This window comes from Ruegeria sp. YTSC004 (assembly GCF_059609805.1).
The window spans coordinates 155,266-172,418 of the sequence record NZ_JBXWMJ010000002.1 but is presented as its reverse complement, the minus strand read 5'-3'; the positions used below and the strand labels follow the sequence as shown (position 1 = coordinate 172,418).

Below are 17,153 nucleotides of genomic sequence, written 5' to 3'. Positions count from 1 at the left end.
TCCTTATGCTGAAGGGAGTGTGGCGAGCGTTTTTTGCAGAACTGCCCAGACTTTCTGGACCGAGATGATCTGCACTCGTTCATCGGTGGAATGAGCGCCCTGAATGTTTGGCCCGTACGAGATCATTTCGGTGGCCGGGAAGGTCTGAGACAGAATGCCGGTTTCCAACCCGGCATGAATTGCGATCACTCCGGGCTTCTCGCCTTGCTGGGAGTGGTAGGCGTCCGACATGAAATGCAACAGCGCGCTATCGGCCTGGGGTTCCCATCCCGGCGCGTCATTGGCCGTCCAGATTTGCGCCCCGGTTCCACCGACGCTGTCTTTCACCTGTTCAATGACCTTTGGTTTGTGGGCTTCGACGCAGCTACGGGCGAGGCAGGTGACCTGAAACCGGCCTTTTTCCGCGACGGCGATAGACAGGTTGTTGGAGGTCTCGACCAGATCGGGCACGTCGTCGCTCATCGAATGGACGCCGCTGTTCACCCGGCCAATTGCAGCCAGAAACTCGGCCTGGAACGCAGGGGTAAAGCCGCGCTCGGCAGTCTCATGTACCCGGTTGCACCGAATGCGGGCATCGGGTTCGCGAGGCACGAACGGTGCCACAAGATCCGGCAAGCCGTGAATAGCCTCCTGCAACGCAGTCTCACTGCCTGGGGTAACCGCAAAATGGGCCTTGGCACGGCGCGGGATGACGTTGGCCACGCCTTCGCCGCCGAACCACGTGACCGTCAAGGGCACGGCTGCGTTAAGTCGAACCAGTGCCTCTGCCAGAACCTTGATGGCGTTCATGCGACCCAGATGGATGTCGAGGCCGGAATGTCCGCCGAGGCCACCCCGCACCTGAATCTCATAGAGATGCGCGTCACCATTCAGCGGCTGCTGATCATATCGGCCCTCGGCCAGGATATCGACGGCACCGGCGCACCCAATGGTCAACTCGTGATCGCTCTCCATATCCAGATTGATCAGATAGGGCGCAGTCAACTGGTCGGCCGTCACCGCCTCGGCTCCGCTCATGCCGACCTCTTCGTCGACGGTGAACAAAGCCTCAATCGCCGGATGCGCCATCTGGGACGAGGTCAGAACGGCCATTGTCAGGGCGACGCCGATACCGTTGTCCGCCCCTAATGTCGTACCCCGAGCGGTCAGCCAGTCGCCGTCCACCACCAGTTCAATGGGATCGCGGTCAAAGTCGAAACCACGCCCTTCTTCCTGCTCCTGCACCATGTCCAGATGGCATTGGAGGGCGACCGCTGGGCGATCTTCCATCCCACGCGTCGCGGGTTTGCGGATGATGACGTTGCCAGTGGCATCGACACGGGTATCCAGATCCAACGCCAGACCAAATCCGCGGACAAAAGCGACTGCCCGCTCTTCCTTGCCTGATCCGCGCGGGATCTGGCTGAGGCCTTCGAAGTGCCGCCAGACGGCGTAGGGCATCAGCCCTGAAAGGGACGTGGGCATTGTCATTGCTCCTTGAAAAGGCCCGCGCGAGGCGCAGCAGCCGCGCACGGGCAGTCGGGGAGGGTTAACCTGTTTTGCGCAGAGCCTTCGCCAATACGAAGTACAGCACTGCTGTGGCGACCAACGCATCGATGGCGGACAGGCCGGTCAGCGTCAGATAACCATTTTGCGTGACGTAGCCGAGTACCGAGCCTGCGGCCCACGCGATCAATGCTGGCCAACCGATAGCCGGAGTGCTTTCCAGTTTGTTCAGGTCATAGTCCCGGTCATTCACCAGGAAGAAGTCGACGGCATAGACGCCGACCAGCGGTGTCACGCAAACCCCGATAAACAGCAGGAAGTCCGAGAAATAACTGGCGAACCCGCCCACGGCGGCAAAGGTTGCGATGATCGCGCCGAAGACAGTGATCTTCCAGCTTGGGGTCTTGGTTGCGAATGTCGAAAGGGTGAGGGTCGAGGAATAGAGGTTGGTGATGTTTGTCGACCAAGTGGCGAAAACCAGAACGAACAGGGCAGCAAAGACCACACCCATTCCAGCCATAATCAGGATCAGGTCTGATTCACCAGTGCGAACTGCAGGGATAGCTGCCATCAGGGCAACCATCGGGAAAGTGAAACCAAGTCCCACAGCTGATGCAATCAGACTTTCCCTGTCGTTAGGGCAGTAGCGCGTGAAATCTGGCATCAGCACAGCTGCAATCACAAACAGGCCGATCACGGTCGAGATCAACGAAATCTCACTCTCGGTTGTTGCCGTGCGGGTCCAGTCCAGCGCGCTGTCGGCATCGCCGGTGGCTTGGAACGCGACGTAGATCATGAACGCCGCAAGCAACGGTACCGAGAAACGCGAGAATTTCTCGATCATCTGAAAGCCGAAGATCGTTGTGATCGTCATCAAAACCGAACCAATAAAGGTCGCGATTTTTACGTTGAAGTCGATGTTGAGCATTGTCTTGAGGGCTTGCGAAATCGCCACGCCGAACTCTTCGCAGGTCACCGCGTACCAGCCCAACAGGATCAGAGCCATCAACAGGTTCACCAGCTTTGCGCCGGTCTGACCAAACGAGAATTGCAGGATCATGTAGGTCGACAGGCGCGAACGTGCACCGACGATTCCCGAAAAGATCGAAATGATCGCGACAATCCAGCTGCCAACCCAGAAGGCAAAGTTGGCGCTGCCCAGTCCATTATCTTGAGCCAGCCAAGAGCTGTAGGCCAGCACCGGAAGCGTGATCCCGATTGCACATTGGATAACTGCGATCTGGATGCCGCGTGTATTCACGTCCGCCGGAACCGGTTCGCGGGTGTAATCTTCGGTGAGTTTTTCGAGGCGCGACACCTCAAGCTGAATATCCGAATTTGACATCTGTCCCTCCCTGTTGGCCCGGCTTCTTACGCGTGGCTCTATCCCCTAATTCCATTAGCCTAACATAATTAGGTTACGTATCCTAACGAAATTAGGTACCGTGGCGAAGCGCTCTGCCCACAGGCGCGACCCGTTTAAATCGGATATTCAAAAGAAGCAGACGAAAAGTTGATTATGATTCAGAAGAAAAACTCCAAAGATCATATACTTGATGTTGTTGAACGCCTGTGTGCCGAGGTGGGCCCCCAGCGACTGCAGCATGCCTTGATCGCCAAAGAGTTGGGGATCAAACCACCTTCTCTTTACGCCCATTTTTCGAGTATGCAGGCGATACTCGAAGCAGTGACGCGCCGAGGCTTAGGCCAAATTCTTCTGTGTTACGACAACGTGGACGAATCACTTGGCGCAATGCAAGCGCTGAACTTCATTCAAGGTCGTCAGGTCGATTTGTTGGTTCAACGCCCTGGCATAGCGCGGCTTGTATTACTGGACCTCAGTCAGCCTGGCGGCACTGAGGCGATTGGCTGGCAGACACCCGAAATTGTACGCATTACAGAAATCGAACTAGAGCTGTTTCAACGGGCTGTGGCAGACGGAGACCTCCCCGACGCAGATTTCTTTCTGTGGTTCAGCCAGCGCATGGGAGCGCTCTATGTGTCATTGTCATATGAATGGCTTCGTCTCGGTGCTTTGGACCCTGAACGAATTGAAATGCTGAAACACAGCCTCGCACAGCAGTAACGCGTTAAGTCGAGTTCGGCGGAACTTAAGCAGGTTGCAACGCCAAGGTGATTTGAATGCAGACGAGCCGGTCCGGATGGAGGGCCCCATCGCAGCATCCAGCAGTGTAAAATGATAACAACAAAATGCGCGGAGGGTACTTAGCCCTTGGTACGGGTTTACAAGAGTACAGTCGCTCACTACGGCTGGTGTTCCCAAAAGTCCTTACTTAACCTGACAGTATGATTAGATCGAGTATTGCAAGTGATCCAAACACCAGTGTCGCCTGGGACTTCGACGGAGTTCTCAACCGCAACATTGTAGACGGAAGGTTCGTATGGGCGGATACATTTGAGAGGGACACAGGGCTTTCGCTCGAACAAATAACAACAAAGATCTTCCGTAGTGGGTTCGACGACATCATTACTGGCACGGTCGATTTGCGCGTTAGGGTTCAAGAGTGGGCGCGCGGAGTTGGCTATCCCATCAAATAATAAGGAAAGAACCCATTCGGCATGTGCGGATGTTTGGAATCTGCGCTGCCTTTGCGGCCATCGAGGTCTGCGGTGCCCCATGGCGACTACCGATGCTCTCGCGCCAAGATTTGAACCCAAGAAATGGCATAGTTGGTGCAAACGAAACCCGAAATGTTGTCATAGTATGACATGTTGCGGCAGCGCAAAGTGGTTTAACGGCGTCCCTCGTGGGAGCAGAAAGCCTGGGAATATCTTTTATTTTTGATAGGTAGTGGCGGAGAGACAGGGATTCGAACCCTGGGTGGGCTTGCACCCACAACGGTTTTCGAGACCGCCCCGTTCGACCACTCCGGCACCTCTCCGCGGGGGTCTGTGAGGGGGGGATTTAGTGAGGAACGCGCGGGGGTGCAAGCAGAAAATTCCTGAAAATGACAAAGGCGGGATTTTCCGTTGCCTGACGCGGTATTTCCCCTAGGCTCATAGGTATGACATATCCTTTACGCCAAACTATCCTACCGCTATTCGCCGCCGTTCTGTTCGTGATTTCCGGGTCGCAGCAAGCATTTGCTGTCGGACGGGATCGGATCGAAGCCTTTTTGACAACAACCGGGTTCGACGTTGCACTTGAAAGCATCGCTCTGGCCTCGGCCTCAGCCCCGCAAATGTTGGGGATCGATCCTGATGGGTTTGGGTCCGACTGGACACGCCTGACCGAAGAGGTCTTTGATACCGAGGACATGCGCGAAACAGCCGTGTCTATTCTGGAACAAACGCTGAGCGATGAGGCGCTAACCCATGCGGTCGAGTTCTATGCATCCGACCTTGGGCAACGGCTGGTCGAGTCCGAGAATGCATCGCACATGGTTGAAGATGACGATGCCAAGCAACTTGAAGGGCAGAAAATCGTCTCGGACCTGATCAAGGATGGATCGAAACGGGTCGAAAATCTGAAACGCATGAACAATGCAATTGATTCCAGCGGGACGGCATTGCGTGCGCTGCAGGAAATTCAGGTGCGCTTTTTGCTTGCTGCCAGCGCCTCGGGGGTGATCGACTTGCAACTGGGCGCGGATGAGCTGCGTCAGATGATGAAGCGCAATGAGACCGGCATGCGTCAGGCTTTGCAGCTGTCCGCACTTGCCGGGGCAGCCTATACCTATCAGGACTTCTCGGATTCTGAGGTTGTCGCCTATGCTGAGGCTTTGGAGCAGCCTTTGATGCAAGAAGTCTATGAGCTGCTGAATGCCATCCAATACGAAATCATGGCCATGAAGTTTGAAGATCTGGCCGCGCGGATGGCGGAACTTCACCCGGCACAGGATATCTGATGCGCCTGATCGCTGCTTGTTTCGCTGTGTTGCTGTCAGCCATGCCGCTGGCGGCGTCCGAGCGGGTTGAACGCCTCATGCAGGCGCTTCAAATGGAACAGGTCGTCGATATCCTGCGTGACGAAGGGTTGGCTCAGGCGAAAGGCCTGAACGACACTTTTCTGGGTGGTGAAGGCGGGCCGCTCTTCGATGATCAGGTGGACCAGATTTATGATCCGGAGTGGATGCAGGAGCAGATCTCTGGTACCTTCGAGACCAGCCTGACAGCCAGCCAGATAGATCGCGCGATCCTGTTCTTTGAAAGTGATGTCGGGCAAACCGTTATCACACTGGAAAACTCGGCCAGAAAGGCTTTCGCAGATGAAACCATCAAGGACATGGCGCGCGAAAACTATCTGAACGGGGCAGGCGGCACTCAGCTCTATGACCTGATCGGCGAGTACATTGAAGTCAACGACCTGATCGAAAAAAACGTACAAAGCTCGCTTAGTTCGGATTACAACTTTTTTCGCGGTCTCAGCGCGGATAACGGAACCAGCTCGGAAGATATTCTGGCGCAGCTCTTGTCGGACAAGGACAGTCTTGCCGAAGAAAACCGCATCTGGTTGTATTCCTTCCTTCTGGTGGCCTATCAACCGCTTGATGAGGCTCAGATGCGCGAGAATATTGCTTTTTCCAGAACTGAGACCGGACGCGCCGTAAACGAAGCCTTTTTCGGCGGTTTCGATAAGATGTATGACCAGATCTATTTTCAACTGGGTCAGGCCGTCTCACGGGCGCTTACCGCATCAGATCTCTGACCGCGCATTTGATGTTGACTTTGCCGACCAATCTATGGATAAGCGCGCATCCCGGCCGGTTTTCCGCGCCGGGTGTCGTTATTATTGACCCCAGGGCTTTGTCCCACGGGTCGTCACACAGCCCGAAAAGGGCGCGCTGTTCGAGGTGGCGAAAGCCAAAAACGCCCGGTCGGGGACCATAGAACGCGATTAGACAAAGGAAAGACGCATGTTTGCGGTCCTCAAGACTGGCGGCAAGCAGTACAAAGTTCAGGCGGGCGATATCCTCCGCGTTGAAAAATTGGCTGCCGACGCAGGTGAAACAGTTCAATTCAACGATGTTCTGATGCTGGGCGGCGACGCTCCGGTTGTTGGTGCACCGTTCGTCGATGGTGCCGGCGTTCAGGCCGAAGTGATCGAACAAATCAAAGGTGACAAGGTCATCAAGTTCGTTAAGCGCCGTCGTAAGCACAGCTCGAAGCGTACCGTTGGCCACCGTCAGAAGCTGACTCTGGTCAAAATCACCGACATCCTGTCGTCGGGCGCTGACAAGTCGGGCATCAAAGTTGCAACCGGTTCGGCTCCGGCAGGCGAAGCTGCTCCGGCGGCGAAAAAGCCTGCCAAGAAAGCTGAAGCCAAAGCAGAGGCACCTGCCGCTGCTGCTGCTGCTGACGATCTGACCAAGCTGAACGGTGTCGGCCCTGCCGCTGCCAAGAAGCTGAATGAGGCCGGTATCGAGAGCTTTGCCGCTCTGGCCGCCTTGTCGGACGAGCAGATTGCTGCTATCGAAACGGTCAAAGTGAAACCCGAATGGGTTGAGCAGGCCAAAGATCTGGCTAAAGGCTAAGGAGAGACAGAATGGCACATAAAAAAGCTGGCGGTTCCTCCCGTAACGGTCGCGACTCAGCTGGTCGCCGCCTTGGCGTAAAACTGTATGGTGGCCAGGCCGCCATTTCAGGCAACATCATCGTGCGTCAGCGCGGCACAAAGTTCTGGCCGGGCGAAGGCGTAGGCATGGGCAAAGATCACACCATCTTTGCAACTGTGGATGGCGCCGTGAAGTTCCACAAGGGACTGAAAAACCGCACCTTTATTTCGGTCCTGCCAGTGGCGGAGGCCGCAGAGTAAGCCGAAACCCAGAAGGTTTAAGAAAATTTCATGGGGGACCGGCAGAAAGTGCCGGTCCCCTTTCTCGTTTTCAGGAGCGGTCCCATGACCGAAGTGATAAAAACAGAGCGTCTTGTATTACGTCGGTTTCGGCGTGAGGATTCGTCGCGTCTTGTCACTCTTCTGAACGATCTGGACGTGGTGCTCTGGTTGACGGTTGTACCGCACCCCTATGAGAACGCGCATTCGACCGAATTTGTGGACGAGATGGCTGCCGAGCATGATGCCTTTGCCATTACTCGGGAAGAGAACCTTATCGGCTGCATCTCGACCGGATCACAACTGGGGTATTGGGTTGCCAAAGCGTTCTGGGGGCAAGGTTATGTGACCGAAGCCTCCCGCGCGATGATTTCGAGGTTCTTTGCGGCTGATCAGCAGAAACTGACCTCGGGTTATCATGTCGGCAACGAACGGTCCAAGGCGGTTCTCTCCAAACTTGGGTTCAAACCAAATGGCCAGCATCGTGCGACGGTGCAGTCGACCAACGAAGATGTGATAATTCAGGACGTTCTGCTGCGTCGTGCGGGCTGGGAGGCGATGCAATGACCGTTGCAACCACCAGTTTCCTAATCTTCGCAGCCTCTCAGGTCGGAACGCCCGGTCCCGCCAATATGGTCCTGCTGGGTACAGGTGCACGCTATGGGTTTCGGGCGGCTCTGCCGTTTGTGGCCGGTGTGATCCTGGGCAAACAGCTGATCATCTGGCCCGTTGGTTTTGGTCTGTTGCAACTCGCAGATCAGGCACCGATTGTCTTTACGGTCCTGAAATACGCCTCGGCGGCGTATATCTGCTGGTTGGCCTGGAAGATCGCCAATCTGCGTCTTTCGCGCAGTGAAACTGTGGGAGACGTGCCCGGTTTTTGGGCGGGGCTGATCGTTCATCCCCTTAACCCGAAGGCTTGGGCCATGATCATAGCCGGATTTACCGGGTTCGTTGCGGTTGGCACGCCCAGCTTTAACGCGACGTTCACGATCGCTCTCTGTTTATTGCTTTGCCAGATGGTTTTACACCCGATCTGGACATTTGCCGGAGATAGAATTGCCCACGTGGTTGAAGGTCGGCCCGTGGAAAAATATCTGATGTGGACGTTAGCGAGTCTCACTGTTGCGTCCGTATTTTTTGTGTTGTTCGGAGGAGGAACGCACTCATGAAACTCGAGACAATAATAAACCAGCCGGTCCTCGAAACCGAGCGGTTCGATCTGCGCCCATTGCGCCGGTCGGATATGGGTCTCATCGAGCATTATGCAGGCGATGAGCGCGTGGCACGTATGACTACGTCGATCCCGCATCCGCTGCCACCGGGGTCGGTCGAGGCGTTTGTGACGCGTTCGATGGCTGAAGACCGGGATGAGGACGTCTGGGCGATGGACGCCACCAAAGATGGTGGGCCGGAACTGATTGGTCTGATTTCGCTTACACGGCTGGATCGCAATCAGTCCGAAGTTGGCTATTGGGTGGCACCTGTTTACTGGAATACAGGCGTAGCCTCACTGGCCGTCGAGATGTTGGTGAAAGCTAACCCGCTTGAAAATTCGAATTTGTTTGCCAGCGTGTTTCAGGACAATCCTGCCTCGGCCCGGGTTCTGATCCATTGTGGGTTCCAGTATCTGGGTGACGCCGAAAGTTACTCGGTGGCGCGCGATGCGAATGTGCCCACCTGGACATATAGTAAAAAACTCTGACTTGTGGCCGATGGGGCCTTTGCAGTAGGGGACACACATGAAATTTCTCGATCTTGCAAAGGTCTACATCCGGTCAGGGGCCGGCGGTGGCGGGTGCGTCAGTTTTCGGCGTGAAAAGTACATTGAATACGGCGGTCCCGATGGCGGTGACGGCGGTAAAGGCGGTTCGGTCTGGGCCGAAGTTGTGGATGGGCTGAACACCCTGATCGACTTCCGCTATCAGCAGCATTTCTTTGCCAAGAACGGTCAACCCGGTCGTGGTCAGCAGCGCACGGGCAAGGATGGTGACGAAATCATCCTGCGCGTGCCGGTTGGAACCGAGATACTTGACGAGGACGAAGAGACCGTCATCTGCGACCTGACAGAGGTTGGGCAGCGTGTTCTGCTGGCCAAGGGCGGCAATGGCGGCTTTGGTAACCTGCATTTCAAATCGGCAACCAATCAGGCTCCGCGCCGGGCTAACCCGGGGCAGGCGGGGATCGACCGCACGATCTGGCTGCGGCTGAAACTTATCGCGGATGTCGGTTTGTTGGGCATGCCCAATGCCGGTAAATCGACCTTTCTGGCGGCCACATCGAACGCGCGGCCCAAGATTGCTGACTATCCGTTCACGACCCTGCATCCCAATCTTGGTGTTGTCGGTGTCGACAATGTGGAATTTGTCGTCGCGGATATTCCCGGCCTGATCGAAGGCGCCCATGAGGGGCGCGGGATCGGTGACCGGTTCCTTGGTCACGTGGAACGTTGTGCCGTTCTGCTGCATCTGGTCGATGGCACCTCGGAAACCGTCGCCGAGGATTACCGCACCATCATTCATGAACTCGAAGCTTACGGCGGTGAACTGGCTGAAAAGCCCAGGATCACAGTTCTGAACAAGGTCGATGCGCTGGACGAAGAGGAACAGGCGCTGCAAAGGGCTGAGCTGGAAGAGGCTGTTGGTGGCCCTGTGATGACCATGTCTGGTGTCGCGCATCTGGGCGTGACCGAAGTGTTGCGCGCCTTGCGTGCCCAGATCGACGAAAACCGCCTGCGGCAAAAACCTGTTGAGGAGACCAAGTCTTGGCAACCCTGACCGCAGCACGCCGATTGGTGGTCAAAATCGGCTCTGCCTTGCTGGTGGACCGTGATACCGGATTGCTGAGGTCGGGTTGGTTGCACTCGCTGGCCCAAGACGTGGCCTGGCTCAAAGGGCAGGGAACTGACGTCATTTTGGTCTCATCCGGATCGATTGCGTTGGGGCGCGGAGTTTTGGGCCTGCCCATGGCGGATTTGCCGTTGGAACAATCCCAAGCCGCCGCTGCTGTTGGCCAAATTCGACTGGCGCGGGCCTATGAAGAGGCTTTGACGCCGCACACAATCACAACTGCGCAGGTTTTGGTGACGCTGGAAGACAGCGAGGACCGGCGGCGGTATCTGAACTCTCGCGCGACGCTGGAAACGCTGCTGAGTTTAGGCGTGGTTCCGATCGTCAACGAAAACGATACGGTGGCTACGGATGAGATCCGCTACGGCGACAATGACCGGTTGGCGGCGCAGATCGCCGTGACGGTTGGGGCCGATCAATTGATCCTGTTGTCGGATGTTGACGGATTCTACACCGGGAACCCGAGTGAAGACGGAAACGCCAAGCGTTTCGATGTGATTGAGGCCATCACGCCCGAGATCGAGGAAATGGCAGGCGATGCTGGTTCCGGCCTGTCCAAAGGCGGAATGAAGACCAAGCTGCTGGCCGGCAAGATGGCAACTGCTGCCGGTTGTGATATGGCGATCACCGAAGGTTCGACTTTGAACCCGCTGAAATCGCTTGAAGATGGCGCCAATTGCACTTGGTTTACAGCGACGCTGGACCCGCATGCCGCGCGCAAGCGCTGGATCTCGGCCATGAAACCGCGTGGTGAAATCGTGGTCGATGCAGGCGCGGCAAGGGCGTTGGGCAATGGTAAAAGCCTGTTGCCCGCTGGAATTGTTGAAGTCACAGGCGACTTTGGGCGCGGTGACCCAGTTGCGATTATGGACCCGCAGGCACGACGGCTGGCACAGGGGCTCAGCCGATACACTGCGCAAGAGGCAGATGCGATCAAGGGACGAAAGTCCTCGGAAATCGAAGAGACGTTGGGCTATCCGGGCCGCGCCGTCCTGATCCACCGAGATGATTTGGCGCTGTAACGGCGCGATGTTAAAACGCAAAGACCGACCGAAAGGCACCTGAGATGAAGGATTTCGACAACATTCCCGCCCTGATGGCCGATCTTGGAAAACGCGCCAAAGCGGCCTCGGCCGATTTGGCCTTTGCTAGCGCCGAGCGTAAACATGCTGCCCTAATTGCTGCAGCTGACGCTGTTTGGGCCAACCGCGCAAATATCATTGAGGCCAACAAGAAAGACCTGGAGTTTGGGCGTGAAAAGGGCCTGAGCCCGGCGATGATGGACCGGCTGATGCTGGATGATGCGCGCATTCAGGGCATGGTTGATGGCCTGCGCACGGTCGCGGATCAGGCAGACCCCGTAGGCGAGGTTCTGACCGAATGGGACATGGCCTCGGGCCTGAACATCCAGCGTGTTCGCACGCCTCTGGGCGTTATCGGAGTGATTTACGAAAGCCGTCCGAATGTGACGGCGGATGCAGGCGCACTGTGCCTGAAGTCCGGCAATGCAGTGATCCTGCGCGGCGGCTCGGAAAGTTTCCATTCCTCAACCGCCATTCACGCCTGTCTGGTCCAAGGGCTAAAGGCTGCAAACCTGCCAGAAGACGCCATTCAACTTGTGCCCACGCGAGACCGCGCCGCAGTGCAAGAGCTGCTGACCATGACCGATTGTGTGGACGTCATCGTTCCGCGCGGCGGAAAAGGTCTGGTTGGGTTAGTTCAGCGCGAAGCACGCGTGCCCGTCTTTGCGCACTTGGAAGGTATCGTGCACATCTATGTCGACAAGGCTGCAGACCCCCAAAAAACGCTGGACGTCGTGCTGAACGCCAAAACCCGGCGCACTGGGATTTGTGGTGCTGCCGAGTGCTTGCTGATCCATCAGGATGTGGCTGAAACACTCGGCCAGGATATCATTTCCGCTTTGCTTGCGGCGGGCGTCGAAATCCATGCCGAAGGCGCGTTGGCCCTGGACGGCACCATTGCGGCCACGGGCGACGACTGGGGCAAGGAATTCCTCGACAGCATCATCGCGGCCAAGCCGGTGGCTGATATCGATGCAGCGATCGCGCATATCCGTCAGTACGGTTCGAACCACACCGATTGCATCATGACCGAGGATGCCGATGCCGCTGCCCGGTTCTTTGAACGGCTCGACAGTGCGATTCTGATGCACAATGCTTCAACCCAGTTTGCCGATGGTGGCGAGTTCGGAATGGGGGCCGAGATCGGAATCGCAACCGGCAAAATGCATGCGCGCGGCCCGGTCGGGGCCGCTCAGCTGACGAGCTTCAAATACCTTGTCCGCGGAAACGGGACCGTCCGGTCTTAAAAACGGATAGCGACGCGGGTTGAGGTGGTTTCCGCCACAACCCGCCGACCCATCGAGGCAGCGGTCTGGGGCAGCAGTGCAAACTGCACCTGTGCTGGCGTCACCTTATTCGCAAATTGGCCTTTGGGTAGGTTCTTCCAAAGATCAGACTCTATATTCAGCTTGTCCGCCACACCGGTCACCGTCCAACTGCCACCGTTATTTTCCACGGTGACGTCGCCCCCCATCGGCATGGCTCTCTCGCAACACATCAGGGCCAAAAAGGCGAGCTTGACCTGATTGCGTGGCATCGCATCGGTCACGTGCCAGTTGACACGCACACGACCAACGCTTTCAACGTCTTTCAACAACTCAGTGACTTCGGCCCGGCCCAACGGTTGATCGCTGGCCGACCCAAAAGCGACGCGAAAAAACCTGATCTTTGCTCCGGCGCTTCCGACGCTGCCCGAGATCAGCTCCATCTCGGGGCCCTGCATGGTTCCGACCATCTCAAGCAGTTCCAGCCCGTTGTTTATTGCGCCAATGGGGCTGATCAGATCGTGACAAATTCGAGACCCGATCAGTTCGGCCAGATTGACGTTGGTGTCGCCCATGCGTACCTCTCCTGTTGTATCTGCCGCCGGACCGGAGCCCGATCATGACAGACCTCAATGCCATACTTGCACCGGGCATGTATGTCCGCCACCCCGATTTCCCCGACTGGGGCGTCGGACAGGTGCAGTCCAACATTGGGGGCAAGATCACCGTGAATTTCCAAGAACAGGGAAAAGTGGTGATTGACGGAACCCGCATCGCCCTGACGCCCGTCTTTGATCCGTGAAACTGGTTTAAGAATGGTTAACGATGGGCCACGCCGTGCTGGTTGCCATTTGACCGAAAACTGCGGTATCAGCGCGCAAACAAAAGCGGAATACCCGATGCCGGATGCAGGCCCTTCTTTCACCGTAAAACTCGCCGAATCCGAGGCCGAATTGCGCGCAGCTCAGAGGCTGCGATATGATGTGTTCGTCCGCGAATTGGGCGGCGGCGGCAAGATGGTGGACCACGAGGCAGGGTTAGAGCAGGATCAGTTCGATCCTTTTTTTGATCACATGCTGGCCTATGATGACGCCACTGGCGAAGTTGTGGGCGTTTACAGGCTGTTACCGGGTGAACGAGCCGTCGAATTGGGGCAATTCTATTCCGAGGATGAATACGACCTGACCGTGTTGAAACAGAGCGGCCGCAAATTGTTGGAGCTTGGACGTTCCTGCCTTCACCCGGACTATCGGGGCGGAACGGCGATGTACCATCTTTGGAATGGCCTAGCGGGCTATGTGGCCGAGCGCGATATTGAGGTCCTGTTCGGGGTCGCCAGCTTCCATGGCATCAATGTACAGGAGCTGGCCCAGTCTTTGTCGATGTTGCACCACAATCATCTGGCCCCGCCGGACCTGCGGGTCAGGGCGCAACCCGATGTGTTTCAAAGCATGGACCTTGTCGCGCCGGATGCGTTGGATCGCCGTGGGGCGATGGTACAGGTTCCCGCGCTGATCAAGGCGTACCTGCGGTTGGGTGGCTTTGTGGGCGAGGGGGCGTTTATCGACCACGCGTTCAACACAACAGATGTTTGCCTGATCCTCGACACGGCGCGCATGAACGAGCGTCAGCGGCGTATTTACAGCGGAGCCTAATCCAGTGAACGATCCGCTTTGGGACAGTGACGACGCGCCAGACCCGATTGAATTGGGCGTATTTGGCTGGGCATTGGTAATCTTGCGCGGCCTTCCCTTGGCATTGCTGGTTTTTGGCGGGCTGCTCGTTTTGTTGACCGTTCGCCTGTTCGAGCGCCCGCTGTTCGGTTTACGGCGTCCGATCACACCGTTCATTGCGCAGTTTGTCTGCCGCAATGCGCTCCGGCTTCTTGGCATCGGCTTTCGCAGTTCCGGTGAATTGATGCGCGAACGCGGCGCTGTGGTCGCGAACCACACTTCTTGGCTCGACATCTTTGCGCTGAACGCCCGTAAGCGGGTGTACTTCGTGTCCAAGGCCGAGGTGGCCAAATGGCCGGGTATCGGCTGGCTAGCCCGCGCCACGGGCACGGTGTTTATCGAACGAGATCGCAAGAAAGCCCGCGAACAGACCCTGATCTTTGAAGAGCGCTTGAAAGTCGGGCATAAGTTGTTGTTTTTTCCCGAGGGCACCTCGACCGACGGCCTTCGTGTTTTGCCCTTTAAAACAACGCTTTTCGCCGCGTTCTTCTCGGATGAATTGCGGGACTTTATGTATGTTCAGCCTGTTTCCGTAGTCTTTCACGCGCCAAAAGGGCAGCCTGACAGGTTCTATGGCTGGTGGGGCGATATGGATTTTGCCCCGCATCTTCTCAAGACCTTGGGCGCGCGTCGGCAGGGGACGGTGGAATTGATTTACCACGTTCCAGCCAAAGTCAGCGATTTTGCCGACCGCAAGGCGTTGGCGGCACATTGCGAAGAGGCAGTGCGTCACGCGCATGCAATTGCGCGGCTTGAAAAATAAGGCCATTTGGCACTTGCACAGGACGAAATCCTACCGTATACGCGCGCCATTAAAACCCGCAGGCGGGGTTTGGGCTATTTGAGGGAGACATCCTTATCTGGCCCGCCGGTTGGAGCATCCGCTTCTTTCACCCCCGCCCAGGCGTAAACCGGAAAAGGAAAATAGCATGGCTCTTCCCGAGTTCACCATGCGTCAGCTGCTGGAAGCTGGCGTTCACTTTGGTCACCAGACACAGCGTTGGAATCCCCGCATGGGCCCGTTTATCTACGGCTCGCGCAATGGCATCCACATCATGGACCTGACCCAGACCGTTCCAATGTTGGACCAGGCTCTGCAGGCCGTTCGTGACACCGTTGCAAAAGGTGGCCGCGTTCTGTTCGTTGGTACCAAGCGTCAGGCAGCTCAGCCGATCGCAGAAGCCGCTGAAAAGTCGGCTCAGTACTACATGAACCACCGCTGGCTAGGCGGCACGCTGACCAACTGGAAAACCGTTTCTCAGTCGATCAATCGTCTGAACCAGATCGACGAAGCGATGGAATCGGGCGCCGAAGGCCTGACCAAGAAAGAGCGTCTGGGCATGGAACGTGACCAGGGCAAACTGCAGGCCTCGCTGGGCGGCATCCGCGAAATGGGCGGCGTTCCTGACCTGCTGTTCGTCATCGACGTCAAGAAAGAAGCGCTGGCCATCGCCGAAGCCAACAAGCTGGGTATCCCGGTTGTGGCTGTTGTCGACACCAACTGCTCGCCCGACGGCGTGGACTACATCATCCCCGGCAACGACGACGCGGCGCGCGCAATCTCGCTGTATTGCGATCTGGTCGCTCGTGCCGCTCTGGACGGCATGACCGCTCAGATGGGTGCTGCGGGTGTTGACCTGGGCGCATTCGAAGAAGCTCCGGTTGAAGAAGTCGTTGCGGAAGAAGCTCCCGCTGCTGAAGAAGCCGCGCCGGAAGCCAAAGCCGAAGCGTAAGCTGCCCGTCACGTAATTGACATATGGGGCAGGGTAGACCTGCCCCAATTCCGTTTGAATTGAGGAGAGCCAAAAGATGGCAATCACAGCAGCAATGGTTAAAGAACTGCGCGATCAGACCGGCGCAGGCATGATGGACGCAAAAAAAGCGCTGACCGAAACCGGCGGCAACATGGACGAAGCCGTTGACTGGCTGCGGACCAAAGGCCTGGCCAAAGCGGCCAAGAAATCGGGCCGTACCGCAGCAGAAGGTCTGGTTGCAGTGCACGTCAACGGTGGCAACGGTGTTGCCGTCGAAGTGAACTCGGAAACCGACTTCGTCGCGAAGAACGCCGAGTTCCAGGAAATGGTCGGCAAGATTGCTTACGCCGCCGAGGGCGTCGACAATGTCGATGCACTGCTGGCAGCTGATTTGGGCGGCAAGTCCGTTGCAGACACCCTGACCGACAAGATCGCCACTATCGGCGAGAACATGTCGGTGCGTCGCATGGCCAAACTGTCGGGCGACACTGTTGTGTCCTACGTCCACAATGCGGCAACCAACGGCATGGGCAAAATCGGTGTACTGGTTGCATTGTCCGGTGGTGACGAAGCGATTGGCAAGCAGGTTGCGATGCATATCGCAGCTGTGAACCCAGCGGCTTTGTCTGAGGCCGACATGGATCCGGCTGTTGTCGAGAAAGAAAAGCAGGTTCAGATGGACATCGCCCGCGAATCCGGCAAGCCGGAACAGGTGATCGAAAAGATGATCGAAGGCCGTATGAAGAAATTCGTGGCTGAAGCGACCCTGTTGAACCAGTCTTTTGTTGTGAACCCTGACCTGACCGTTGAAGCAGCGGCCAAAGAAGCGGGCGCAACCATCACCGGCTTCATTCGTCTTGAAGTTGGCGAAGGCATCGTGGTCGAAAAAGAAGACTTCGCAGCCGAAGTTGCCAAAGCCGCACAAGGCTAAGTCTGGCAGAGGTCCTTAGATGGGCCTCACCCTGAACAAGATAGAAACCGGCTACCATTTTGGTAGTCGGTTTTTTTGCGCCAATCAGCGCATGAACTGAATCTCATACAAAAAAAGGAAGGATTGAGGGGCCCCGCAGATGGGGATGGTCGAGGCCCCCCAAAATTCCGACTAAGAGACGCGTACAAATAGACGCCTTTACGTCAGAGCGACCGGAGAGCTTTGGTATTGCAAAGATCCGATCAAAACGTTCCCAGGCT

At 56.7% G+C, this 17,153-nt stretch carries 19 protein-coding genes and 1 tRNA gene; 16 read left to right on the top strand and 4 right to left on the bottom strand.

The genetic code is table 11. The features are described 5' to 3' along the window. Positions 1 to 3: 3 nt before the first annotated feature. Together pepD and AC2FFP_RS04535 are read right to left on the bottom strand one after the other, a co-directional pair. Complete coding sequence (gene pepD, locus AC2FFP_RS04540; protein WP_496880765.1) at positions 4 to 1,464, bottom strand: beta-Ala-His dipeptidase; 1,461 nt, start codon at positions 1,462 to 1,464, stop codon at positions 4 to 6. 64 nt (positions 1,465 to 1,528) lie between these two features. Then, positions 1,529 to 2,830 (bottom strand): purine-cytosine permease family protein, encoded by a 1,302-nt coding sequence (locus AC2FFP_RS04535; protein ID WP_496843856.1) that lies wholly within the window; start codon positions 2,828 to 2,830, stop codon positions 1,529 to 1,531. A 174-nt stretch (positions 2,831 to 3,004) separates the two neighbouring features. Here AC2FFP_RS04535 and AC2FFP_RS04530 point away from each other — a divergent pair, with 174 nt between their 5' ends. Continuing rightward, on the top strand, positions 3,005 to 3,571 hold the full coding sequence (locus AC2FFP_RS04530; protein WP_496764914.1) for a TetR/AcrR family transcriptional regulator: 567 nt from the start codon (positions 3,005 to 3,007) through the stop codon (positions 3,569 to 3,571). A 727-nt stretch (positions 3,572 to 4,298) separates the two neighbouring features. Here AC2FFP_RS04530 and AC2FFP_RS04525 read toward each other — a convergent pair. Beyond that, positions 4,299 to 4,388, bottom strand: a tRNA-Ser gene (locus AC2FFP_RS04525). Positions 4,389 to 4,511: 123 nt separating this feature from the next. On the opposite strand from AC2FFP_RS04525, the gene AC2FFP_RS04520 reads away from it, so the two are divergent. The 10 genes from AC2FFP_RS04520 (at position 4,512) to AC2FFP_RS04475 (ending at position 12,457) form a co-directional block, all read left to right on the top strand. Next, positions 4,512 to 5,354, top strand: coding sequence for a DUF2059 domain-containing protein (locus AC2FFP_RS04520; RefSeq protein WP_496764909.1), 843 nt, complete (start codon positions 4,512 to 4,514; stop codon positions 5,352 to 5,354). Then, positions 5,354 to 6,154: a DUF2059 domain-containing protein gene (locus tag AC2FFP_RS04515; RefSeq protein WP_496764907.1), complete on the top strand. Its 801-nt coding sequence runs from the start codon at positions 5,354 to 5,356 to the stop codon at positions 6,152 to 6,154. The genes AC2FFP_RS04520 and AC2FFP_RS04515 overlap by 1 nt, the downstream gene beginning before the upstream one ends. A gap of 208 nt (positions 6,155 to 6,362) precedes the next feature. Continuing rightward, positions 6,363 to 6,980, top strand: coding sequence for a 50S ribosomal protein L21 (locus tag AC2FFP_RS04510; RefSeq protein ID WP_496739987.1), 618 nt, complete (start codon positions 6,363 to 6,365; stop codon positions 6,978 to 6,980). A gap of 11 nt (positions 6,981 to 6,991) precedes the next feature. Further along, positions 6,992 to 7,261 (top strand): 50S ribosomal protein L27, encoded by a 270-nt coding sequence (gene rpmA, locus AC2FFP_RS04505; protein WP_058271644.1) that lies wholly within the window; start codon positions 6,992 to 6,994, stop codon positions 7,259 to 7,261. Between the two features lie 84 nt (positions 7,262 to 7,345). Then, positions 7,346 to 7,846 carry a GNAT family N-acetyltransferase gene (locus AC2FFP_RS04500; protein ID WP_496764904.1) on the top strand — a complete coding sequence of 167 codons (501 nt, stop codon included), beginning with the start codon at positions 7,346 to 7,348 and terminating at the stop codon, positions 7,844 to 7,846. Then, positions 7,843 to 8,451: a LysE family translocator gene (locus AC2FFP_RS04495; protein WP_496722849.1), complete on the top strand. Its 609-nt coding sequence runs from the start codon at positions 7,843 to 7,845 to the stop codon at positions 8,449 to 8,451. The genes AC2FFP_RS04500 and AC2FFP_RS04495 overlap by 4 nt, the downstream gene beginning before the upstream one ends. Then, positions 8,448 to 8,984: a GNAT family N-acetyltransferase gene (locus AC2FFP_RS04490; RefSeq protein WP_496880764.1), complete on the top strand. Its 537-nt coding sequence runs from the start codon at positions 8,448 to 8,450 to the stop codon at positions 8,982 to 8,984. The genes AC2FFP_RS04495 and AC2FFP_RS04490 overlap by 4 nt, the downstream gene beginning before the upstream one ends. 37 nt (positions 8,985 to 9,021) lie before the next feature. After that, positions 9,022 to 10,056 carry a GTPase ObgE gene (gene obgE, locus AC2FFP_RS04485; protein ID WP_108858609.1) on the top strand — a complete coding sequence of 345 codons (1,035 nt, stop codon included), beginning with the start codon at positions 9,022 to 9,024 and terminating at the stop codon, positions 10,054 to 10,056. Next, positions 10,044 to 11,150, top strand: a complete 1,107-nt coding sequence (gene proB / locus AC2FFP_RS04480) for a glutamate 5-kinase (protein ID WP_496764902.1) — start codon at positions 10,044 to 10,046, stop codon at positions 11,148 to 11,150. The genes obgE and proB overlap by 13 nt, the downstream gene beginning before the upstream one ends. Before the next feature lie 44 nt (positions 11,151 to 11,194). After that, positions 11,195 to 12,457, top strand: a complete 1,263-nt coding sequence (locus AC2FFP_RS04475; RefSeq protein WP_496880763.1) for a glutamate-5-semialdehyde dehydrogenase — start codon at positions 11,195 to 11,197, stop codon at positions 12,455 to 12,457. Here AC2FFP_RS04475 and AC2FFP_RS04470 read toward each other — a convergent pair. Further along, on the bottom strand, positions 12,454 to 13,050 hold the full coding sequence (locus tag AC2FFP_RS04470; RefSeq protein ID WP_496695472.1) for a histidine phosphotransferase family protein: 597 nt from the start codon (positions 13,048 to 13,050) through the stop codon (positions 12,454 to 12,456). The two genes, AC2FFP_RS04475 and AC2FFP_RS04470, sit on opposite strands and share 4 nt — an antisense overlap. Before the next feature lie 44 nt (positions 13,051 to 13,094). Here AC2FFP_RS04470 and AC2FFP_RS04465 point away from each other — a divergent pair, with 44 nt between their 5' ends. From AC2FFP_RS04465 to tsf, 5 genes are all read left to right on the top strand, one after another. Further along, positions 13,095 to 13,277 (top strand): DUF3553 domain-containing protein, encoded by a 183-nt coding sequence (locus AC2FFP_RS04465; RefSeq protein ID WP_058271637.1) that lies wholly within the window; start codon positions 13,095 to 13,097, stop codon positions 13,275 to 13,277. A 97-nt stretch (positions 13,278 to 13,374) separates the two neighbouring features. After that, positions 13,375 to 14,130, top strand: coding sequence for an L-ornithine N(alpha)-acyltransferase (olsB, locus tag AC2FFP_RS04460; RefSeq protein WP_496880762.1), 756 nt, complete (start codon positions 13,375 to 13,377; stop codon positions 14,128 to 14,130). Positions 14,131 to 14,134: 4 nt separating this feature from the next. Then, positions 14,135 to 14,971 (top strand): lyso-ornithine lipid O-acyltransferase, encoded by an 837-nt coding sequence (gene olsA, locus AC2FFP_RS04455; protein ID WP_496880761.1) that lies wholly within the window; start codon positions 14,135 to 14,137, stop codon positions 14,969 to 14,971. A 166-nt stretch (positions 14,972 to 15,137) separates the two neighbouring features. After that, positions 15,138 to 15,941 carry a 30S ribosomal protein S2 gene (gene rpsB / locus AC2FFP_RS04450; protein ID WP_496880760.1) on the top strand — a complete coding sequence of 268 codons (804 nt, stop codon included), beginning with the start codon at positions 15,138 to 15,140 and terminating at the stop codon, positions 15,939 to 15,941. Between the two features lie 76 nt (positions 15,942 to 16,017). Next, positions 16,018 to 16,893, top strand: coding sequence for a translation elongation factor Ts (gene tsf, locus AC2FFP_RS04445; RefSeq protein ID WP_496880759.1), 876 nt, complete (start codon positions 16,018 to 16,020; stop codon positions 16,891 to 16,893). Positions 16,894 to 17,153: the final 260 nt, after the last annotated feature.

Coding starts and splice junctions, on each gene's coding strand:
- pepD (WP_496880765.1), bottom strand. CDS start 1,464: ATGCCCACGTCCCTTTCAGGGCTGATGCCCTACGCCGTCTGGCGGCAC.
- AC2FFP_RS04535 (WP_496843856.1), bottom strand. CDS start 2,830: ATGTCAAATTCGGATATTCAGCTTGAGGTGTCGCGCCTCGAAAAACTC.
- AC2FFP_RS04530 (WP_496764914.1), top strand. CDS start 3,005: ATGATTCAGAAGAAAAACTCCAAAGATCATATACTTGATGTTGTTGAA.
- AC2FFP_RS04520 (WP_496764909.1), top strand. CDS start 4,512: ATGACATATCCTTTACGCCAAACTATCCTACCGCTATTCGCCGCCGTT.
- AC2FFP_RS04515 (WP_496764907.1), top strand. CDS start 5,354: ATGCGCCTGATCGCTGCTTGTTTCGCTGTGTTGCTGTCAGCCATGCCG.
- AC2FFP_RS04510 (WP_496739987.1), top strand. CDS start 6,363: ATGTTTGCGGTCCTCAAGACTGGCGGCAAGCAGTACAAAGTTCAGGCG.
- rpmA (WP_058271644.1), top strand. CDS start 6,992: ATGGCACATAAAAAAGCTGGCGGTTCCTCCCGTAACGGTCGCGACTCA.
- AC2FFP_RS04500 (WP_496764904.1), top strand. CDS start 7,346: ATGACCGAAGTGATAAAAACAGAGCGTCTTGTATTACGTCGGTTTCGG.
- AC2FFP_RS04495 (WP_496722849.1), top strand. CDS start 7,843: ATGACCGTTGCAACCACCAGTTTCCTAATCTTCGCAGCCTCTCAGGTC.
- AC2FFP_RS04490 (WP_496880764.1), top strand. CDS start 8,448: ATGAAACTCGAGACAATAATAAACCAGCCGGTCCTCGAAACCGAGCGG.
- obgE (WP_108858609.1), top strand. CDS start 9,022: ATGAAATTTCTCGATCTTGCAAAGGTCTACATCCGGTCAGGGGCCGGC.
- AC2FFP_RS04475 (WP_496880763.1), top strand. CDS start 11,195: ATGAAGGATTTCGACAACATTCCCGCCCTGATGGCCGATCTTGGAAAA.
- AC2FFP_RS04470 (WP_496695472.1), bottom strand. CDS start 13,050: ATGGGCGACACCAACGTCAATCTGGCCGAACTGATCGGGTCTCGAATT.
- AC2FFP_RS04465 (WP_058271637.1), top strand. CDS start 13,095: ATGACAGACCTCAATGCCATACTTGCACCGGGCATGTATGTCCGCCAC.
- olsB (WP_496880762.1), top strand. CDS start 13,375: ATGCCGGATGCAGGCCCTTCTTTCACCGTAAAACTCGCCGAATCCGAG.
- rpsB (WP_496880760.1), top strand. CDS start 15,138: ATGGCTCTTCCCGAGTTCACCATGCGTCAGCTGCTGGAAGCTGGCGTT.
- tsf (WP_496880759.1), top strand. CDS start 16,018: ATGGCAATCACAGCAGCAATGGTTAAAGAACTGCGCGATCAGACCGGC.